This window comes from Dongia rigui (genome assembly GCF_034044635.1).
In the GTDB taxonomy this organism is placed as follows: Bacteria; Pseudomonadota; Alphaproteobacteria; order Dongiales; family Dongiaceae; genus Dongia; species Dongia rigui.
This window is the reverse complement of record NZ_JAXCLX010000002.1, coordinates 1-16,904: the sequence shown is the minus strand read 5'-3', so window position 1 is coordinate 16,904 and position 16,904 is coordinate 1. Positions and strand designations below refer to the sequence as shown.

The 16,904-nt window shown below is 61.9% G+C and carries 11 protein-coding genes; 3 read left to right on the top strand and 8 right to left on the bottom strand.

Annotation, left to right across the window (positions count from 1 at the left end):
- Nucleotides 1-346 precede the first annotated feature (346 nt).
- The gene (locus SMD31_RS11540) at nt 347-2,761 is read left to right on the top strand and encodes a tetratricopeptide repeat protein (protein WP_320501041.1); all 2,415 of its coding nucleotides are present in this window, start codon (nt 347-349) and stop codon (nt 2,759-2,761) included.
- On the opposite strand, the gene SMD31_RS11535 is transcribed toward SMD31_RS11540, so the two are convergent.
- Entirely contained in the window at nt 2,758-4,158 is a 1,401-nt protein-coding gene (locus SMD31_RS11535; RefSeq protein WP_320501039.1) for an O-antigen ligase family protein, read from the bottom strand. The two genes, SMD31_RS11540 and SMD31_RS11535, sit on opposite strands and share 4 nt — an antisense overlap.
- A 179-nt stretch (nt 4,159-4,337) precedes the next feature.
- Here SMD31_RS11535 and SMD31_RS11530 point away from each other — a divergent pair, with 179 nt between their 5' ends.
- Nucleotides 4,338-5,786, top strand: coding sequence for a hypothetical protein (locus SMD31_RS11530; protein ID WP_320501037.1), 1,449 nt, complete (start codon nt 4,338-4,340; stop codon nt 5,784-5,786).
- On the opposite strand, the gene SMD31_RS11525 is transcribed toward SMD31_RS11530, so the two are convergent.
- The 4 genes from SMD31_RS11525 to SMD31_RS11510 are packed head-to-tail and all read right to left on the bottom strand — an operon-like array spanning nt 5,783 to nt 11,099.
- Entirely contained in the window at nt 5,783-6,496 is a 714-nt protein-coding gene (locus SMD31_RS11525) for a serine O-acetyltransferase (protein WP_320501036.1), read from the bottom strand. The two genes, SMD31_RS11530 and SMD31_RS11525, sit on opposite strands and share 4 nt — an antisense overlap.
- Before the next feature lie 22 nt (nt 6,497-6,518).
- A complete protein-coding gene (locus SMD31_RS11520) occupies nt 6,519-8,231 on the bottom strand; it encodes a GumC family protein (protein ID WP_320501035.1) in 1,713 nt (570 codons plus the stop codon).
- Nucleotides 8,232-8,279: 48 nt separating this feature from the next.
- The gene (gene xrtD, locus SMD31_RS11515) at nt 8,280-9,869 is read right to left on the bottom strand and encodes a VPLPA-CTERM-specific exosortase XrtD (protein ID WP_320501842.1); all 1,590 of its coding nucleotides are present in this window, start codon (nt 9,867-9,869) and stop codon (nt 8,280-8,282) included.
- A gap of 30 nt (nt 9,870-9,899) precedes the next feature.
- Nucleotides 9,900-11,099 (bottom strand): glycosyltransferase family 4 protein, encoded by a 1,200-nt coding sequence (locus SMD31_RS11510; RefSeq protein ID WP_320501034.1) that lies wholly within the window; start codon nt 11,097-11,099, stop codon nt 9,900-9,902.
- 611 nt (nt 11,100-11,710) lie between these two features.
- Here SMD31_RS11510 and SMD31_RS11505 point away from each other — a divergent pair.
- Nucleotides 11,711-13,549, top strand: coding sequence for a VWA domain-containing protein (locus tag SMD31_RS11505; protein ID WP_320501033.1), 1,839 nt, complete (start codon nt 11,711-11,713; stop codon nt 13,547-13,549).
- Between the two features lie 28 nt (nt 13,550-13,577).
- Here SMD31_RS11505 and SMD31_RS11500 read toward each other — a convergent pair whose 3' ends face one another.
- The 3 genes from SMD31_RS11500 to SMD31_RS11490 all read right to left on the bottom strand — a co-directional run bounded on the left by SMD31_RS11500 (nt 13,578) and on the right by SMD31_RS11490 (nt 16,575).
- A complete protein-coding gene (locus tag SMD31_RS11500; protein ID WP_320501032.1) occupies nt 13,578-14,513 on the bottom strand; it encodes a glycosyltransferase family 2 protein in 936 nt (311 codons plus the stop codon).
- Complete coding sequence (locus SMD31_RS11495) at nt 14,506-15,393, bottom strand: glycosyltransferase family 2 protein (protein WP_320501031.1); 888 nt, start codon at nt 15,391-15,393, stop codon at nt 14,506-14,508. Before SMD31_RS11495 ends, SMD31_RS11500 begins: the two co-directional genes overlap by 8 nt.
- Before the next feature lie 87 nt (nt 15,394-15,480).
- The gene (locus SMD31_RS11490; protein WP_320501030.1) at nt 15,481-16,575 is read right to left on the bottom strand and encodes a glycosyltransferase family 4 protein; all 1,095 of its coding nucleotides are present in this window, start codon (nt 16,573-16,575) and stop codon (nt 15,481-15,483) included.
- Nucleotides 16,576-16,904: the final 329 nt, after the last annotated feature.

The window sequence follows — 16,904 nt, the reverse complement described above, 5'->3', positions numbered from 1 at the left end:
AACTTGTCACATGGTGCATTGATGCCGACAATTTATCGTAAGTGCAAGCTACCATTTGGCGACGACACGTGCTGTGGTGACTCTGAGCTTTTGCTGTGACATTTTTCTCGCGCGAACATACGAAAAAGGCCCGATTTGACTACGTCTTGAGCAGCACTGCTCATCTTTTGCGCAGTCCCTTCTCCGCTTCTTGACACATGTCCGTCATTCGCATGATTTAGACGCCAACAAGGCGATGCAGGACGGGCAAAGGATCTTACGCCGGCGGCTGAGCGGCCGTGCAGCTAAGAATCCCCGACAATCTCCCGTAACGGTTCTGTCGCCAAATATTTCTAAAAGGACTTACATGATTCCCGCCGCCGCGCTCCTGCGCAAATTTCTGTTTGCCACGCTCCTTTTGGTAGCGGCCTGCGGCTCGCCGCAGGAGCGCGAGGCCAAGCATATCGAGAGCGGCAAGACGCTTTACGAAAGCGGCGATCTCGTGAAGGCAATTTTGGAGTTTCGCAACGCCCTGCAGATCAATCCGCGCGGCGTCGAGGCCCGCTACTATGTCGGCCTCATTCTGGAGCGCCAGGGCAATCTGCCGGCGGCCCTTGCCGCTTTCCAGGAAGTTTCGCTGCAGGACCCAAAGCATGCCGATGCCCAGCGCAAGCTGGGGCAGTACGCGTTGATGGGCGCCGATCCGGAAAAGGCCCTGCTGCACGCCGACAAGCTCATCGCCATCGACCCGACCAGCGCCGAAGGCCATACCTTGCGCGCCGCCGCGCTGCTGATGGAGGGCAAATACGCCGATGTCGAGATCGAGGCGCAAGCCGCTTTGGCGCTCAAGCCCAACGATCCAGACACGCTCATCGTGCTGGCCAGCCAGCGGGCGCGGCAGAAGCGGTTCGACGAGGCCGCCGCCTTCATCGATCAGGGCCTCGCCGCCGATCAGGCCAACGCGCAGCTGTGGAGCGTTAAGCTGAAACTCTTGCGCGACGAGGGGCGCGTTGCAGAAGCCAATGATGTGCTGCGCAAGCTGATGGCGATGCAGCCGGACAACCCCCGCTACGTGCTGGAACTGGCCGATCATCTGCGCCAGGACGGCAAGCTGCCCGAGGCGCAGGAGATCTTCCGCCAGGCGATCGGCAAGAGCGCCACGCCGACGCTGCTCATCAACGCCTATGCCGATTTTCTGGAGCGCAGCCTTGGCGCCCAGAAGGCGATCGACGAAGTCGCGGCCCTGGTGAAGACCGCCCCCAAGACCGCCAGTTACGACCTGCTGCTGGCGCGGCTCAACATCAAGGCCGGTCAATTGGATGCGGCCGAGAATATCCTGACGCCGCTCATCGAGCGCCTGGCCAACCTGTCGGACAAGCTCGATGCACGTGCCGAATTGGCCCGCATCACGCAACTTCGCGGCAAGGAGGACGATGCCCTCGCCCAGCTCAATGCCATCCTCAAAGAAGACAGCGGCAACCGCAATGCACTGACCCAGCGCGCCAGCATCTATTTTTCCCGCGCCCGCTATGACGACACCATTTCCGACGCCCGGTCCCTGCTGAGCGAGGACCCCACGTCGCCCCTTGGGCTCAGCCTCCTCGCCCAGACCTATATCGCCACCAATGAGCCCGAACTTGCCGTCGCCACATTGCGCTCGCTGGTCACGGTGGCGCCGGAAAATGTCGAGGCGCGCTTGAAGCTTGCCGGCCTTCTGGCCACGAAATCGCCGGTCGAAGCTGTGCAGCACCTCGATGCCGCGATTGCCTTGCGTCCGGACCAGCCGGAATTGCTGGTGAGCAAGGCACAGATCCTGATTTATTCGCTGCAATGGGATAAGGGCGAGCTTATCGGGCAGAGCCTGCTCGCCAACCCGGCCACGGCGGCAGCCGGCCACCAAGTCCTGGGCGAGGCCGCTCTCGTGCGCAAGGATTACACCACGGCCGTCAGCGAGCTAAAGCAGGCGCTGGCCATGGGGCGCGACTTTGCCGTCATCGGCCCCAAATTGACCTCGGCACAGGGGCAGTCCGACCAGGGCAGCGGCAGCACGGACGGCCAGGAAGAGGCGCGAAAAATGCTCACTGACCGCATTGCCAAGAATCCAAACGATGCGGATGCCCTGGTTCTGCTGGCCAACCTGCAGCAGCGCGAGGGCGAAGGCAAAGGTGCCGAGGACCTGTTGCGCCGGGCCATCGCCGCGGCACCCAACAACCGCAGCGCCTATCTCAACCTCTCGCTGCTCCTGAAGCAGCGCGGCGACAAGGCCGGGACGATCGCCATTCTCGAACAGGCGGCCAAGGCCTTCCCCAATGACAGCCTGGTCGCCGAAAGCGTCTCCATTGCCTACGAAATCGCCGGCGACTATGAAAAGGCGCGCACCGCTTATGAAAGTGTCTTGACCCGGTGGCCCGGCAATGTCGTCGCCTCGAACAATCTGGCGCAGCTCATTGCCGATATCTGGCCGGCCGACAAGAAGCAGCTTGACCGCGCCCGTGTCCTCGCCGAGCCCTTCCGCAACAGCAATAATGCGACACTGATCGACACGCTGGGCTGGGTTCAACTGCGCCTGGGGAATATCAGTGACGCCACGATCCTGCTGGGGAAGGCGAGCTCAATGGCGCCGACCGACCAGCAGATGCTCTATCACTACGCCTTGGCCCTGTCGCAGAAGAAGCTGAACGACAAGGCCAAGACCGTGTTGGCCGGTGCGCTCAGCGGCGAACCGAAGTTCCGTGGCGTCGAAGACGCTCTCAAACTCTCGGAAGATCTGAAGAAGAACTAAGGCTTCAGGATGTTGGGGCGCGGGCGCGGCGCAGCGGTCTGCGCGCCGCCCCATTGTCCGAGCTTTTCGGCTTTGCCAGCCGACGGCTTTCGCATCGCTGCCGGCCGATGCAGCATGAAGAGCGTATAGCCGCACAGCACGCCATAGAGAATGTCTCCTTCCAGCATCCAATGCGGCATTGTCGCCATGTTGAGCAGCAGGAAGCTGGCATGCGCCGCAATCAGCTTGCCGCGCACGCCGGCTGGCGTCAGCAACGCCGTATAGAACATGGTGGCCCACAGCATGAGGAAGGCGACGACGCCGAACACCCCATACTCGTAGATCGCCGAGATCAGGGTGTTGTGGGCATAGACGTTCATGACACCGATCCAGGAATCGGGACCAAACCCTAAGAGATGCACCTTCGCGCCGCCCTTGATATAGGCGTCGATATACCCGCTCCAGATATAGGGCCGCGCCGACAGCAGTTCCTTCTGTTCCTGCGTATATTCGTTCTGCGGCTTCATCAGATCATCGACCGATTCAAGGACCGTCACGATGTCCTGGAACCGCTCACGGAACACCCAGCCGACGGCGATCACGGCCACCGAACTGACGCTGATCAGCACCACGGCAATGATGGTGCGCTGGCGCGGCGAGAAGCGGCCAAGGATATCCAGGTTGAACTGGGTCACAATCAGCGGTGCGAAAGCGAGGATCGCGGTGCGGTAATTGGCGGCGATGATCCCGCCCATGAAGATGAGCAAGATCAGCGAGCGGCGCCAGACCGACATGCCTGTGGCAAAGCAGGCGATGAGAAGTCCCGTTGCCAACACGATCGAAAAGGCTGCCTCATGGTTATAGCCGCCGATATAGCTGACCGATCCGTCGCCCTCGCTGGCCTTGACCACATGGAAGACGACCGACAGAGCCTGGCAGCCCAGCGGCGTGATGAACGCCCAGAGCAGCAGATTGGTCATCCGCTTCTCGCCCAGCGCCTGCAGACCTTCATAGACGCTGATCGTCATGATCACGAGGTAGCCGAATTTGACCCCCACATCGATGATCTTGGGGATGGTGTGGTTGGCAAGTCCGCTGACGACGACGATGGCAATGATGACATAGCAGGGAATGAGCTGCTTGATCAGCAAATGCCGGGCGCGGATCAGCACCAGGCCCAGCAGAAAGACTGATGACGAGCCCAGCGCGTTCCAGGAAAGGCCGATGGGCGAGGCGCTGAAGGTGAAGGTGTGATGCGCCGATGCAAGATAACGGAAAGCCAGAGCAAAGCAGGCAAAAGCGGCAACGAGGCTCGGCACCTTCCACAGGCGATAGGCAAGGATCAGCAGAATCACCAGCGTGGTCGGGTAGAGCAACCACGCCGGCAATGTTGCCCCCAGGGCCACGCCTTCAGTCATCTTTCGTCATCCATTTGGTTCCCGGCCGATAGCTCTCGACCATATGCCCGTTGTCGTGGCAATGAAAATACGCGCGGCTTCACGCTTGTCACGGAATTAACCCGTCCTTCGCGTTGACAGGGTGCCGCCCGATCACCAGTCTCCTCACCGACACCCGGTTCATGACCCACAGGTTCTAAATGCCCCGCCAGAATGATCAGCTTCCGACCTCGCCGTTCCCCCGCCTCAATCGTCGGCAATTCGCCCAGATGATGCTCGCTGCCGGGCTGGTGGCGCTCGGAAAGCGGCAGGCCTGGGCGGCCATCGCCGATGGCTTCTCGGCGGAGACCCAGAAGGCCATCGCCGCCGCCAGATCGGTCAAATACTTCACGCGCTGGGGCAATGGCGGGCATAGCGGCGAAAACTGGTCGAATGCGATGCCGCTGCAATGGCTGTCGAAATCCCAGGCTCTGGCTGGGCCTGGCGACGCGCTGCTCCTGGCGGTCGATCCGGCCAAGCCTGCCCTCTTCGAACTCGGCCGCAAGAAGCCACAGGTCTTTCTGCGCAATGCAGGCACGGCCGACGCGCCGATCATCGTCATGGCCGGGGTGGTCAACGATGCCGGGGCCCTGGCCCTTCCCGCCGGCGATGACGCTGGCGCCCAGTTCCGCAGCGTCGCTCCCTGGTCGGTTGCCGAATTCAACCGCGGCAAGGGCGCACCCTTCTTTATCGGCATCGAGAAAGGTGCCGCGCACGCCCTGCTCGCCGGCTTCCGCATGGAAGGCACGTCGGGCGACGGCTTCTTCAAATTCCGTTCCGGCAAGACCAAATCGGCCGATTTCAACGGCTTCACCTTTGCCGATATCGCCGGCACGAATGTCGGCCGCGTCATCGAGACCGACGAGGGCAGCAGATTGCGCAACATCACGGTCAGGGATTGTCGCGCCTTCGGTATCATTCGCGGCTTCGCGCGCTTTCACGATCTGTCGCAGGCGGTTTTCCGCAATCTCGATCTCGACGCCAACAACCTCGATGCTGGCGCCAAGAATGTCTGTCAGTTGATCGCCATCACCAAGGGCAGCGACATCCTGTTCGAGAACGTCAAGCTCAGCAACGCCATCAGCACCAAGACGCTGGCCGACGGGTCCCCCGGCTACACCCAGGGCGACGGCATCGTCACCGAAAGCGGCACCAGCCGCGTCACCATCCGCAATTGCCACGGCAGCAACATGGGCGACGCCGCCTTCGACCTGAAGACCAGGAACGTCACCATCGAGAAAAGCGGTTCGGACAATTGCAAGTTCGGCGCGCGCATCTGGGCGATGGGCGATAATTTGATTCGCGACTGCGACTTCCGCGAACCGGTCAGCCGCGGCAACAGCGCCGGCTGCTGCGTTCAGGTGACCGGCCAGTGCGAGATCGTCGACACCAAGCTGCAGGCCGGCGACGGCACCTTTGCCTTCGGCCTCAACAAGCTGAAAAGCATGGAACCACCGGTCATCCGCATGCATGGCGGCGCCATCGACCTGCGCCAAGGCGCCACCCTCGCCCACAGCAATGCAACCGGCGTCATCGAACTGCATGACGTGGCCGTCAATGGCGAGATGCGGAGCGAAACGATAACGGTCGATAGCAGCACCGCGCCTTAAAGAGGCGCGGTGCGATTGACGTATCCGTCGGACCCAGCCAGCGACAGGACCTTGGCCGGGATGCCGCCGACGACGCCGTTCTCCGGCACGTCCTTGGTCACCACGGCATTGGCACCGACCACCGAGCCATCACCCAGCCGCACGCGGCCGATGACCTTGGCGCCAGATGCCAGGAAGACGCGGTCGCCGACGATGGGCGAACCCATGTATTTGCCGCGATTGGCCTGACCCAGCATGATGCCGTGGGTGAAATTGACATTGCTGCCGATGACCGCATCGCCGTTCACATAGATGCCGCCGAAGCGATTGATGAAAAAGCCCGGCCCGATCACCGTGTATTCGGGAATGACGATGCCGTACTTGTAGCGGCAGCGCAGCAGGATCCATTTCGACAGCGGATAGAGCAACAGCAGCTTCGCCCAGGTCTTGACGCGGAAATAGCCGCAGGTGCGCATCCAGACGGTGTATTTATAGCCCGGCGTGAACAGGAAATGCCGCACGAAGGATTTGAGATCGGACCGGCCGGCATAGCGATAGAGGTCGGCCTTCAGCCAGCTCTTCAACTGCGCGAAGCTGCGAGCACAGCCCGCCGTATGTGGCTTGGCAAGATCGTCGAGCGAACGCGGGCCAGCATCTTCCGCCCGCTCGTTGCCCGCCGTTCCTGTGCCCGTCAGTGGAATATCCTGCGAAATAGTCACGCTCTCGCTCATCCGTTCCTCGTCTCCCTCGCCATCACATCGGTGGCAGATATTTGATATACAAGAATGATGAAATGCCGATGGCACAGATGATGGTGAGACTGGCCATGCCGGCATAACGCCAGCGCCGCGCCTTCACCTCGGCCCGGGTCTTGATATAGGGCACCGAAACCAGCGGCATCTCGCCAAAGACATGCATCAGGTTGCGTCCGTCATAGATGCGCGCGTCGAGCATATCGAGCGCAATCATGACGGCTGCTCCCAGCATCATCGACAGCATCAACCCGGCGGCATAAAGCAGCTTGCGGTTGGGCGAGACCGGCGAATCCGGAAACTGCGGCGGCTCGATCACCGAGAAGGTCTCGCCTTTGCTCTGCTGCTCCATGTTCTCGGCGACCTGGGCATCGGCCTCCTTGTCCTTGAAGCTCTGATAGCGCTGCAGCGCGGCGCGATGCTGATCCTGCAGCGAATTGTATTCCGCCTCGATCGCCGGCGTCTGCAGAATGCGGGCCTGCAGATCCTCGACATTCTTCTCCAGCGTCGCGATGCGGGCCGTGACGCCGCCCAGCTGCGCAGTGGCGTCCGAAAGCTGTGCCTGCAGCTGGATGTAGATCGGGTTGTCCGGCGGACCCTGCGGTGCCGTCAGCTTGGAAATGCTCGGCGCCGCTGGCTTTGCGGCAAGCTCGGCCAATTGCCGGCGCAGTTTCACCACCTCGGGATGTTTCTCGCCATAGCGCTGCAGCGCGTCGTTGAGCTGCGCCTGCAGCGTATCGAACTGGGCGCGGTCGATCGATGCATTGTCGACCTCGCCCATCTGCGCTTTGAGACCCTCGATCTGGCGCTGCAACTTCACCACATCCGGGTGCTTGGCGCCGTACTTGGCCGACATGTCGCTGTATTGCAGCTCCAGCTGCAGCAACTGGGCCTGCGGCGTCGCCGGCCGGCCATTGGCCATCATCGGCGTATAGGGGCTGATCGTGGCCAGCTGGTTCTGCAGGAACGCCTTCTTGTCGGTCAGGATCTGCATGTCGCTGCGGCTTTGCAGCAACTGCGCCTGGGCCTGGTTGAGCAGCTGGGTGTTGAAGTTGAACTGCTCGGGCAGGCTGCCATTGTATTTCGACTTCACCTCGAGCAGGCGCTTTTCGAGACTCTGCACGTCGGCCGCAAGCTTGTCCGCCTGCTCGGTCAGGAACACCGTGGTGCCGGCCGCCTTTTCCTGCCGGGTCTTGTCGTTCTCGGCGAGATAGATGTCGGTCAGCCGGTTGGTCACCTGCTGGGCAACGCTCGGATCCTCATGCTCGAAAGACAGGTTGAAGGCGATGGTCGCCTGGTTCTGCGCGCGCCGGTTCTGCTGCCCGCCTATGTCGGCGCTGACCACCTCCATCGTGACCTTGCCGCGCATGCTGTTGACGATGGCCGAACGCGGCATCTTCACCTGCATCTCGGGGTAGAGCCCGAACCGGTCGATGATCTCATTCAGATGCTGGCTGGTCATGACGCGCTGCTGGATCACCTGCAGCCGGTCATTGGCGAAGGTTGAAACCGTCGATTTGACCAGATCGGCCGGCACGTCCGGCTCCTCGATCAGGATCGTGGCGGTCGACTGGTAGGTCGCCTTCAAATTCATGACCACGCCGACCGTTGCCGCAATACCGATGGCTGCGACGACGATGCCGTACCATTTGCGGCGGCGAAGTGCCCCCATGATATCGATATTGATCAGACGATCATCAGTTTCCATGGCCATCTCGACCTTCCACCTTTTCTTTTACCGATCCCGCAACCGCCCTGCCGTTCATGGCAGGTAGGTGGGCAGGACCGGCAGCAATTCCGCTATAAAGCTCTGCATCTGTGCATCGACTGCGGCAATGTCGGTGCCGCTGATCGGTGCCACAAAACGTACCAACGCGCCGTCGCGGCGATTTTCCATCACGGCATTGGCGAACAGTCGCGCCTTGGCGCGGTACTCATTCGTCTCAATGGCACCACCTTCGACAAACCAGTAATAGACCAGCTGCCGAGTGTTCCCTTGCGCGATGATGATCCGGTTGACCGGGATCGCCGTCGTGGCACCGTCGCGGCTGACGTTCAGCGTGGTGACACCGGCCTGCTCGATCTGCCAGCCGCCGCCAGGCATGCAGACCAGGGGCGAATGCGCGGCGTTGCCACTGTATTGCGAACTGTAATAGGCGATCCAGGTGTTGATGAGCGCACCATCGTTGCGCGCGAAATTGACACTGAGATGGTCGCTTGCATTGAGGGCGCGCAGGGAGTCGGCATCGACCGGCGCTTCGACGCCCTGCCAGGCGCCGATCTCGCGCGGGAACAGCGCGAAGGAATTGCGCACGGGCACATGCTCGGGCCTTGTGCCGATGGCCACGACCAGCAACAGGGTAAGGAAGGCAAGGAATGCCACGGCAAGGCCCGGCGCAGCTTGGGCAGGCCTGACGGGCGCCGTCTTGCCGCCGCTGGGCGGCAGGTCGAGATCGAGCCGCCGCAGCAGCGACCGGTCATGGCCGCCGATATAGCACAGCAGCTTCATCTCGACCGCAAGGATGGCAAGACAGGCGCAATAGATGATCCAGCCTTCGAAGTCATGGAAGAAGCCCTCCGCCGCCGCGACACCGAAGCGGTCGACCAGCAATCCGGTGACGCCAATGCGCACGATGTTCATGACAATGGTAATCGGAATGCTGGACAGGAAAATGACGGCCTTCTTCACCGGATGGCCGATATAGAGATAGGCGCAGAGGAACGAGAAAGTGGCGAGCGGGAACAGATAGCGCAAACCGCTGCACGCCTCGGCTACCTGCAATTGGATGGGACCGAGGTCGATGACATTGCCCTCGCGCAGGACCGGAATGTCGGCCAGGCGAATGAGCGCCACGGCACCGATCGACGACACCATCTGCAAGGCGCCGGTGAGGATCACCTGAATGCCGTTCGCCATCGGCAGGCCGAACAACAGAAAGACAAGGCCCGGCCAAGTGGCGCGCGACCGTGCCTCGCCCTGCCAGGCGACATAGATGCCGATCAGGCTGAGGAAAAGACCTACCTGCCCCGGAAACCGTGTCTGGCTCAGCGCCTCGATGAGCCCGAGGAGAAGGCCGAAGCCGACCAACCCCACACCCCACCAGCCGCCCGCCTGCGGCGCCGTGCTGCGCCCCAAATCGCGCCACAGCATCAGGGCCACGACCACCGGCACCAGCAGGCCATAATTGTATTCCGGCGAGTTCATCCAGACATCGAGCGTCGCCGCGACCGAGTTGTGGAAGGCGCCCGCAACCAAGGCGCAGTTGATCAGCGCCAACACCCATAGCGCGGCCCCCTGGCGGAACAAGGCCGACAGGCGCAAGGACGGCTTGGCCGCCGATGACGCCAACATCGTCACCGGGCTGCTCCGCGGTGGATCAAATCAAGCTGCAGCAAGCTGGGCATAAACCTTCTGTGTCGCCTCCGTGATGGCTCCCCAATCGAAGCGGCGCCCGATCTCCTGGGCGTCGACCGCGAAGCTCTGATAGTCCTGCCCCAGTTTGGCGGCCAGCGCATGGACATTGCCGCTGCGGAAATAGTTGTCGGGGGCAAGGCCGATATCAACATTGGCTTGAATGTCGCTCAGCACCATCGGCACGCCGAGCTTGGCTGCTTCCAATGCCGCGATCGGCAATCCCTCATGGGTCGACGGCAGCACAAACAATGCCGCATGCTGGTAAAGCGCGCGCAATGTGCCGTGGTTCTGGAAGCCGCAGAAAATCACGTCGCCGCCCGCCTTCGCCAAGAGTTGGCGCGAGTAGTCGTCGTCATGGTCGGCGCGGCCGACGATGGCGAGCTTGTAACCTGGCTTGGCCACGCGATATGCATCGATCAGCAAATGAAACGCCTTTTCCGGAACCAGCCGGCCAACGGCCAGGATATAGCCACCGGGGGTCAGCCCCAATGCCTCGAGCGGCGCCACCCCGTCACCCACCAGCGGATCGGCCGGCAGTTCGGTAGCGCCATTCGGGATGTACTCGATGCGGGCTTCGCCACGGCGATTCTGGCGGCGCAACTCTTCGGTGACCGATTTCGAGACCACGATCACCCGGTGCGCCGCGCGGACCGCGCATTGCTCGCCCAGTCGCAACACCGCCTTGGCGACGCTGTTCCATTTTGCCCGCGCGAAATCCTGCCCGTGATGGGTGACGACCAATTTCATGCCCAGCAGGCGGGCCAGCGGGCCCATCAGAGCGGGGCCGATACCGTGGATATGGATGACGTCGGCTTTCTCATAGAAGCGCGCATACAACACGGCCAGGGCCGTATTCGTGATCGCCTCCAGATACTTGCTGCGCGCGGCCGGCAGCGGCACGACGCGCAGCCCCTCATAGGCGTAGGGCGCGCCGCTCACATAGGGCCGGCGGCCGATGATCGTGATGTCGTAATCAGCGTTGAGGCGCTTCAGGCGCGGGAATATCTGCTCGCAATGGGATTCAATTCCGCCCATGACTCCCGGGACGCCCCGCAGCCCGACGACGCAGATCTTCGTTCTCTTGGCCGATGTGCCATGAGCCGTGTTGCCATCGGCGGGGCGGTCCGTCATGCGGGTCGGTGTCTCCAAAATTGAGGCGTCAGCCACGCGATACTCCTCGTTGTGCACTGCCACCTGGCGACCCCAGGATACGATCATTTATCGCGATGCAACATGGGTTCATTTTAGCGTCAATAATGCTAATCGCCAGCCCTTTGGAGAGCCAGCGATGACTTAGCTTAAACACGTTTACATCTGTGATAATCCGGTACATTCCGCTCCAGGCCGGGCTGCAAAGCGCATTTCTCCCTGTCACTTTATACCAACCCTTAGTCGCAAAACGTTCCAACGAGGCATATAACTGCATAATATAAGTGACTAAATTTCAGGCACCCAGAACCTTACACGATGATGTTAATAGAAAATTAAGTGTCTGCCGTTCTGTGACATAACCGTGATATTCCTATCAGCAAAGCGTAATAACATGCAAAAAACGGGCATTTTAATCTCATTTCAGTAAACGACGATTGACGCTTCCCAGCCCTCCACGTTTAGCTTCCGAGCAATGAACTTTTGCAGTGCAGCGTAGATGGATTCGAGCCCTCGGGCGGTCTGAAAACGTTGTGCGCGAGAGGGAGCTTTAATTTGTCAGGCAAACCCGGTGCTTAGCCGTGTGTTGCCGGCATCCTGCAGTCCACAAACCCATCATGGAGCCAGCTATGAACGTGGAATCCAGCCTCAATTCGGACAGCGTTGCTGACCATGTGATCCATGAGAGTGACGTCGAGGGCGCGATCCTGACCCAGGGCGCGGGCCCCGTGGTTCAGGTTCAGGTCCCAGCCGGCGACAACATCGTTCGGATCCCGGTCACCGCCGGTGAAACCATCCAGCTGCCGTTCCCCACCGACGGGCTCGACGCTCGCCTGGGCGATGAGAACGGCAATCTCGCCATCAAGTCCGGCGACGTTACCGTCATTCTGCAAGGCTATGCCGATGCCAACGAAGCGGCACCGGTCGAGATCGTCGGTTCCAATGGATCGCCTGTCGATGTGGCGGAAGTGCTCGCCTCGACCGATCCTAATATCGACATTCAGACCGCGGCCGGCCCGGCCGCGGGCGATGCCGGCACCGGTCCCGACAATTCCGGCGGCATCTTCGCCCCGTTCGATCCCTCCGACGGCATCGGTGGCCTCGACGCCGTCGGCGGCCTCGAAGCGACGTCGCTCAACTACACGGTCATTCAGCGCGCCAATTCGTTCTACGATCCGCAGGACGACGACCTCACCACACTGGCGGTCGATGAGCCGACCGGCATCGCGCCGATCAACTACAACGATGCCAATAGCGGCGACGAGAACGGCTATCGCGACACCAATGTGATGATCGTGCTCGATGTCTCGGGCTCGATGAAGGAAGACGCCGATGCCAGCGTCGATGGCGTGCAGTCGCGCCTTGAGATCGCGCAGGCGGCCCTCAGCAACCTCCTCCATACCTATGAAACGCTGGGCGACGTGCGCGTCACCGTGGTGACCTTCGACAAGACCGCCAGCACCGCGTTCAGCTGGGGCAGCGTCGCCGATGCGATCGCCGCCATCGAGGCGATCATCCTCGACCCCAAGGCCGTGACCAACTACCAGGCAGCGCTCGCTACCGCCGAAACCGCGTGGGAAGCACCGGGCAAGCTGAGCGGCGATGTCGACAACGTCGTCTATTTCGTCTCCGATGGTAAGCCGACCTGGGGTGGCGACAAGGACAACGGCAATCACCTCACCGCCGGCCAGAAGGCCGCCTGGGACGCTTTCCTTGAAGATCCCAGCAACGGCATCGACCATGTCTATGCCGTCGGCATCGGCGACGACATCGGCGGCAGCCCGGCCCATCCCGATCGCGACCTCAAGGACGTGGCCGACCCGGACCGCGACCATGTGCCGGCGCAGGACGTGCTCTATGTGACCGATCCGCTCGATCTCGGCAGCACCTTGATCGGTACCATCGAAGGGCATTCGATCACCGGCAATGTGCTCGACGGCAGCAACACCTCGCAGATCGGCGACAATGCGACGCCCGGTCAGGCGGATTCAGCGGGCGATGGTGCGACGCATATCTACACCTTGAGCTATGACAGCGCCGATGACGCCTATGACGTCAGCTTCAGCTGGGACGGCACATCGGCCAACGTGTCCCAGGATGCCGCCGGTGGCATCAACGTGGTCATCTCGGGTCGCGAAGTGTCGTTCGACACGGATAGCGGCCGCATGACCTTCCACTTCGACACCGGTGCCTACACCTTCACGCCGGGTGGTGTGTCGGAGGACACCAATGTCGTCTTCCACTACGGCACCAAGGATGCGGATGGCGATGTCGACCAGGCCGATAGCGGCAGCGGCGACAATGACCAGGGCGGCACCAGCGTGCCCGGCGGTGCCGATCTGGTGATCACCATCCACAACACCGACACGCCGGACGCCTCGCTGGTGGCGAGCCAGCATATCGATACCTATATCGCCCCGACGTCACTGCCGGGCGACCACGAAGCGGCGGCACTTGCCGCCAGCTGATGCCAGGTAACCGGCGCTGGCGGAAACGTCAGCGCCGGCTGGCCGGCTTCAAGATCAATCTGGCTTTGTGATAGGTGACGCGCAGCCCGTAATGAACGGCACGCGCGATCAGGCTGGGCGATGGCATGGCAGTCAGAGCCTTGGCGAGGTGGCCGAAGGTGGCGCCGGCATCATGGAACGTCATCGCGTTCAATTTCGCCAGCAGCATCTCATGCTCGGCCCGCAAGGCCCGCAGTTCAGCAGCGTCATGCGCCGCCATCCGATAGACCGTGTCGAACACCATGCGGTGCCCGGCCATCACTTTGGCGACGTTGCTCGAGATCTGCCCCGTGCCGTCATAGTAATAATGCAGCAGGGGTTCCGGCACCATGTGCAGCGCGCCCGCGGTTGATAGGCGCAGCCACAATTCCCAATCCTGGCAGCTTGGCATGTCTTTGCGGAAGCCGCCGACGGCATGAAAGGCATCAGAGAGCACCAGGCAGGATGAGGTCGGGCCGATCACGTTGTGCCGCATCAGCCCGCGCTGCGAGATGATCGGCTGCTCGACGATCTTGTTCCGGACCTTGCCCGCGCGGTGATAGGCGACGCCACCGAAGACCGCGGCAATGCCGGTGCCACTGGCAAAGACGTTGAGTTGCTTTTCCAGCTTGTCCGCCGACCAGGCGTCGTCGGAATCGAGGAAGCCGAGATAGCGCCCGGTGGCGGCCCGCGCGCCGATATTGCGTGCCTCGGGGGCGCCGGTCGACTGCAGATTCTTGATGACGCGCACGGCGACATCGCCGCGGCCCTCGAAGCTGCGCGCGACATCGCCGGTGCGGTCGGTCGAACCATCATCGACAACGATGATCTCGTGCGGTTTCACCGTCTGCGCCAGCGCGCTCTCGATCGAACGGCCGATGACATGCTCGCGGTTCTTGGCCGGGATGATCACCGAGACCGTGGCGGGATCCCTGGGCTCAGACACGCGCGTCACCCCGCATCGTCTTATAGGCAAGCCACCAGATGGTCGGCAGCGCACCGGCGCTCTTCATGCAATCCCAGATGATCGCCGCCTTGTCGTCCTTGTATTTGAGATTGGACAGTTTGATGCCGGCCACACGGCGGCGGAAGATCGTCTCGCCCAGGAGCTTCCGGTGCTTCTTCAGCGACATGATGAACAGCTCTTCCTTGCCGCTCGCGACCTTCTTCAGGCTCTTGGTGATGCTGTCATTGTTGCCCGTGCGGCGCTGAAACAAGGGCTGCGGCACATAGACCAGCGGTTCCTTCTGGCTATAGCGGACATAGATGTCCCAATCCTCACCCCAGCGCAACGTCTCGTCGAAGGGCTCCGCCAGCAATCTGCTGCGCTTGGCCATGAAGCCGGTGGTGCCGGCGAATTTGTTGCCATAGAGCAGCATGCCGGTATCGATGCTGGTCACCGGGCGCACGACCAGCCGCCCCGTCTCCAGCACCGAGAATCCGCAGACCGAGGCGTCGCGCGTTCCCATCGCGACCAGCTGCACCTCCAGCTTGTTGGGCAGCCAGATGTCGTCGTCGTCAAGGAAGGCGACGTAATCGCCGGACGCAATCTTGACGCCCACATTGCGGGTGCCGCTGGGGCCAGAGCCGGTTTCCTTGCGGTGGTACAAGATGCGGTCGCCAAATTGCGCCAGGGCCGCCTTCAGATCGACCGGCGAACAATCGTCGACGACGATGACTTCCTTATTGGGATAGGTCTGGCGCAACGCGCTGTCGACCGCCTCCACCAGGGGCGCCGGCCGGTTATAGGCGGAAATAACGATGCTGATTTTGGGATCCGGGGAACCGACTGTCGCCGCTTCGGCAGGCAGGGGATTGGCGGGCAAGGAAGGCCTCATCGTCATGCGGTTGGTCTCGACTGTTATCCACAATGCCGCACCGCAGCATCCTTGCACGTTATAAAGCTGTACGCGTCAAAGATAAATCCGCTCCAGTCGATTTTGCATGGTCCTGAGATCAAATGCCTGGGCCGAGCGCTTGGCCCGCTCCCGCATCCCGGCAAGGGTCGTCCGGTCGCTGAGGACCCGCTCCAGGAGCCGCTGCAAGGCCCCGGCATCGCCCGCTGGGAAAAGCCAGCCATTGGTCTCCGGCTCGATCATTTCGGTCAACCCGCCCACATTGGCGGCGATGACCGGTGTGCCGGCGGCAAGCCCCTCCAGCGCCACCACACCTTGGGGCTCGGAAAGTGACGGCACGACCTGCACGGCGGCAGTGGCAAGGAGCGCCCGCAGGCGCGCCCGGTCGACCCAGCCGAGGAAGCTGCAGGCAGCAAGGCCCGACGTGGCGGCGTGCACCTCAAGCTGGCCGCGCTGCGGCCCGTCGCCGACGATGGCAACCTTGAGATGGGGATCGAGGTCCTTGAGCGCCGTGATGAGGGTGCCGACGCCCTTTTCGACCGAGAGGCGGCCGGCATAGATCACGTCATATTCGGCGACGTGCGGTGTCGTGAATTCGGTAAGGTCGAGCAGATTGGGGACCACTGCCACGGCAGACGGATCGGCACCTTCAGCGATCGCCATCTTCGCCATGTATTGCGACACACAGACCACATGGCTGCTGTGCCTCAGGCCGTAACGATTGGCCTGGCGGTAGAGCCAGGTGCGCAAGGCGCCATAGGGGTTGGCGCCGCTCTCGATCCGGTCGCGGATCAGCGCGTGCACCATATAGACCGTCGGTCGTTTGCCAGCATTCCAAAGGGCCGGCCAGCACAACGTCGAATCATGAAAGACGATGACATCGGCGGCGTTGTTGCGCAGATAACGCGCCAGCGTGAAATGGACCGCGATCATGGCGCCGAGTTCCCGCAGCACGCCCGGGAGGCGGTGGTGCCACAATCGCGCCGGCTTCACGACCTTGACGCCTGCGGGCACGGGGCCGGCGACGCGATCGGTCGCCATGACAACCTCATGCCCGGCGGCCCGCGCCACCTCAGCGTCGAGATGGGCCCGCCTTTGCACGGACCCTTTGCCACCTAACGAATAGACCAGATGAATGACGATCTTGGACATGCGGCAACCTCCAGGAAATCGCCGCCGGGGGGCCGATACCGACCGGGCGGGAGTTAAGCCTATCCACCGATCAAGACCCTATTGTGATCATGTTGCGCCGCAGCACAAGAGAATTTTCCCGCTTAACGGGAAAGTCGGGCCGGCCTTTATGTCGGCTTGGTGGAATTAAACTCCAGGGAGGCGGTAAAGGTTGCCGGTAAGAAGGTCCGAAAACAAAAGAACCCCCGACCTGTAGGGTCGAGGGCTCTGATGGATTGGTTGCGGGAAGAGGATTTGAACCTCTGACCTTCAGGTTATGAGCCTGACGAGCTACCGGGCTGCTCCATCCC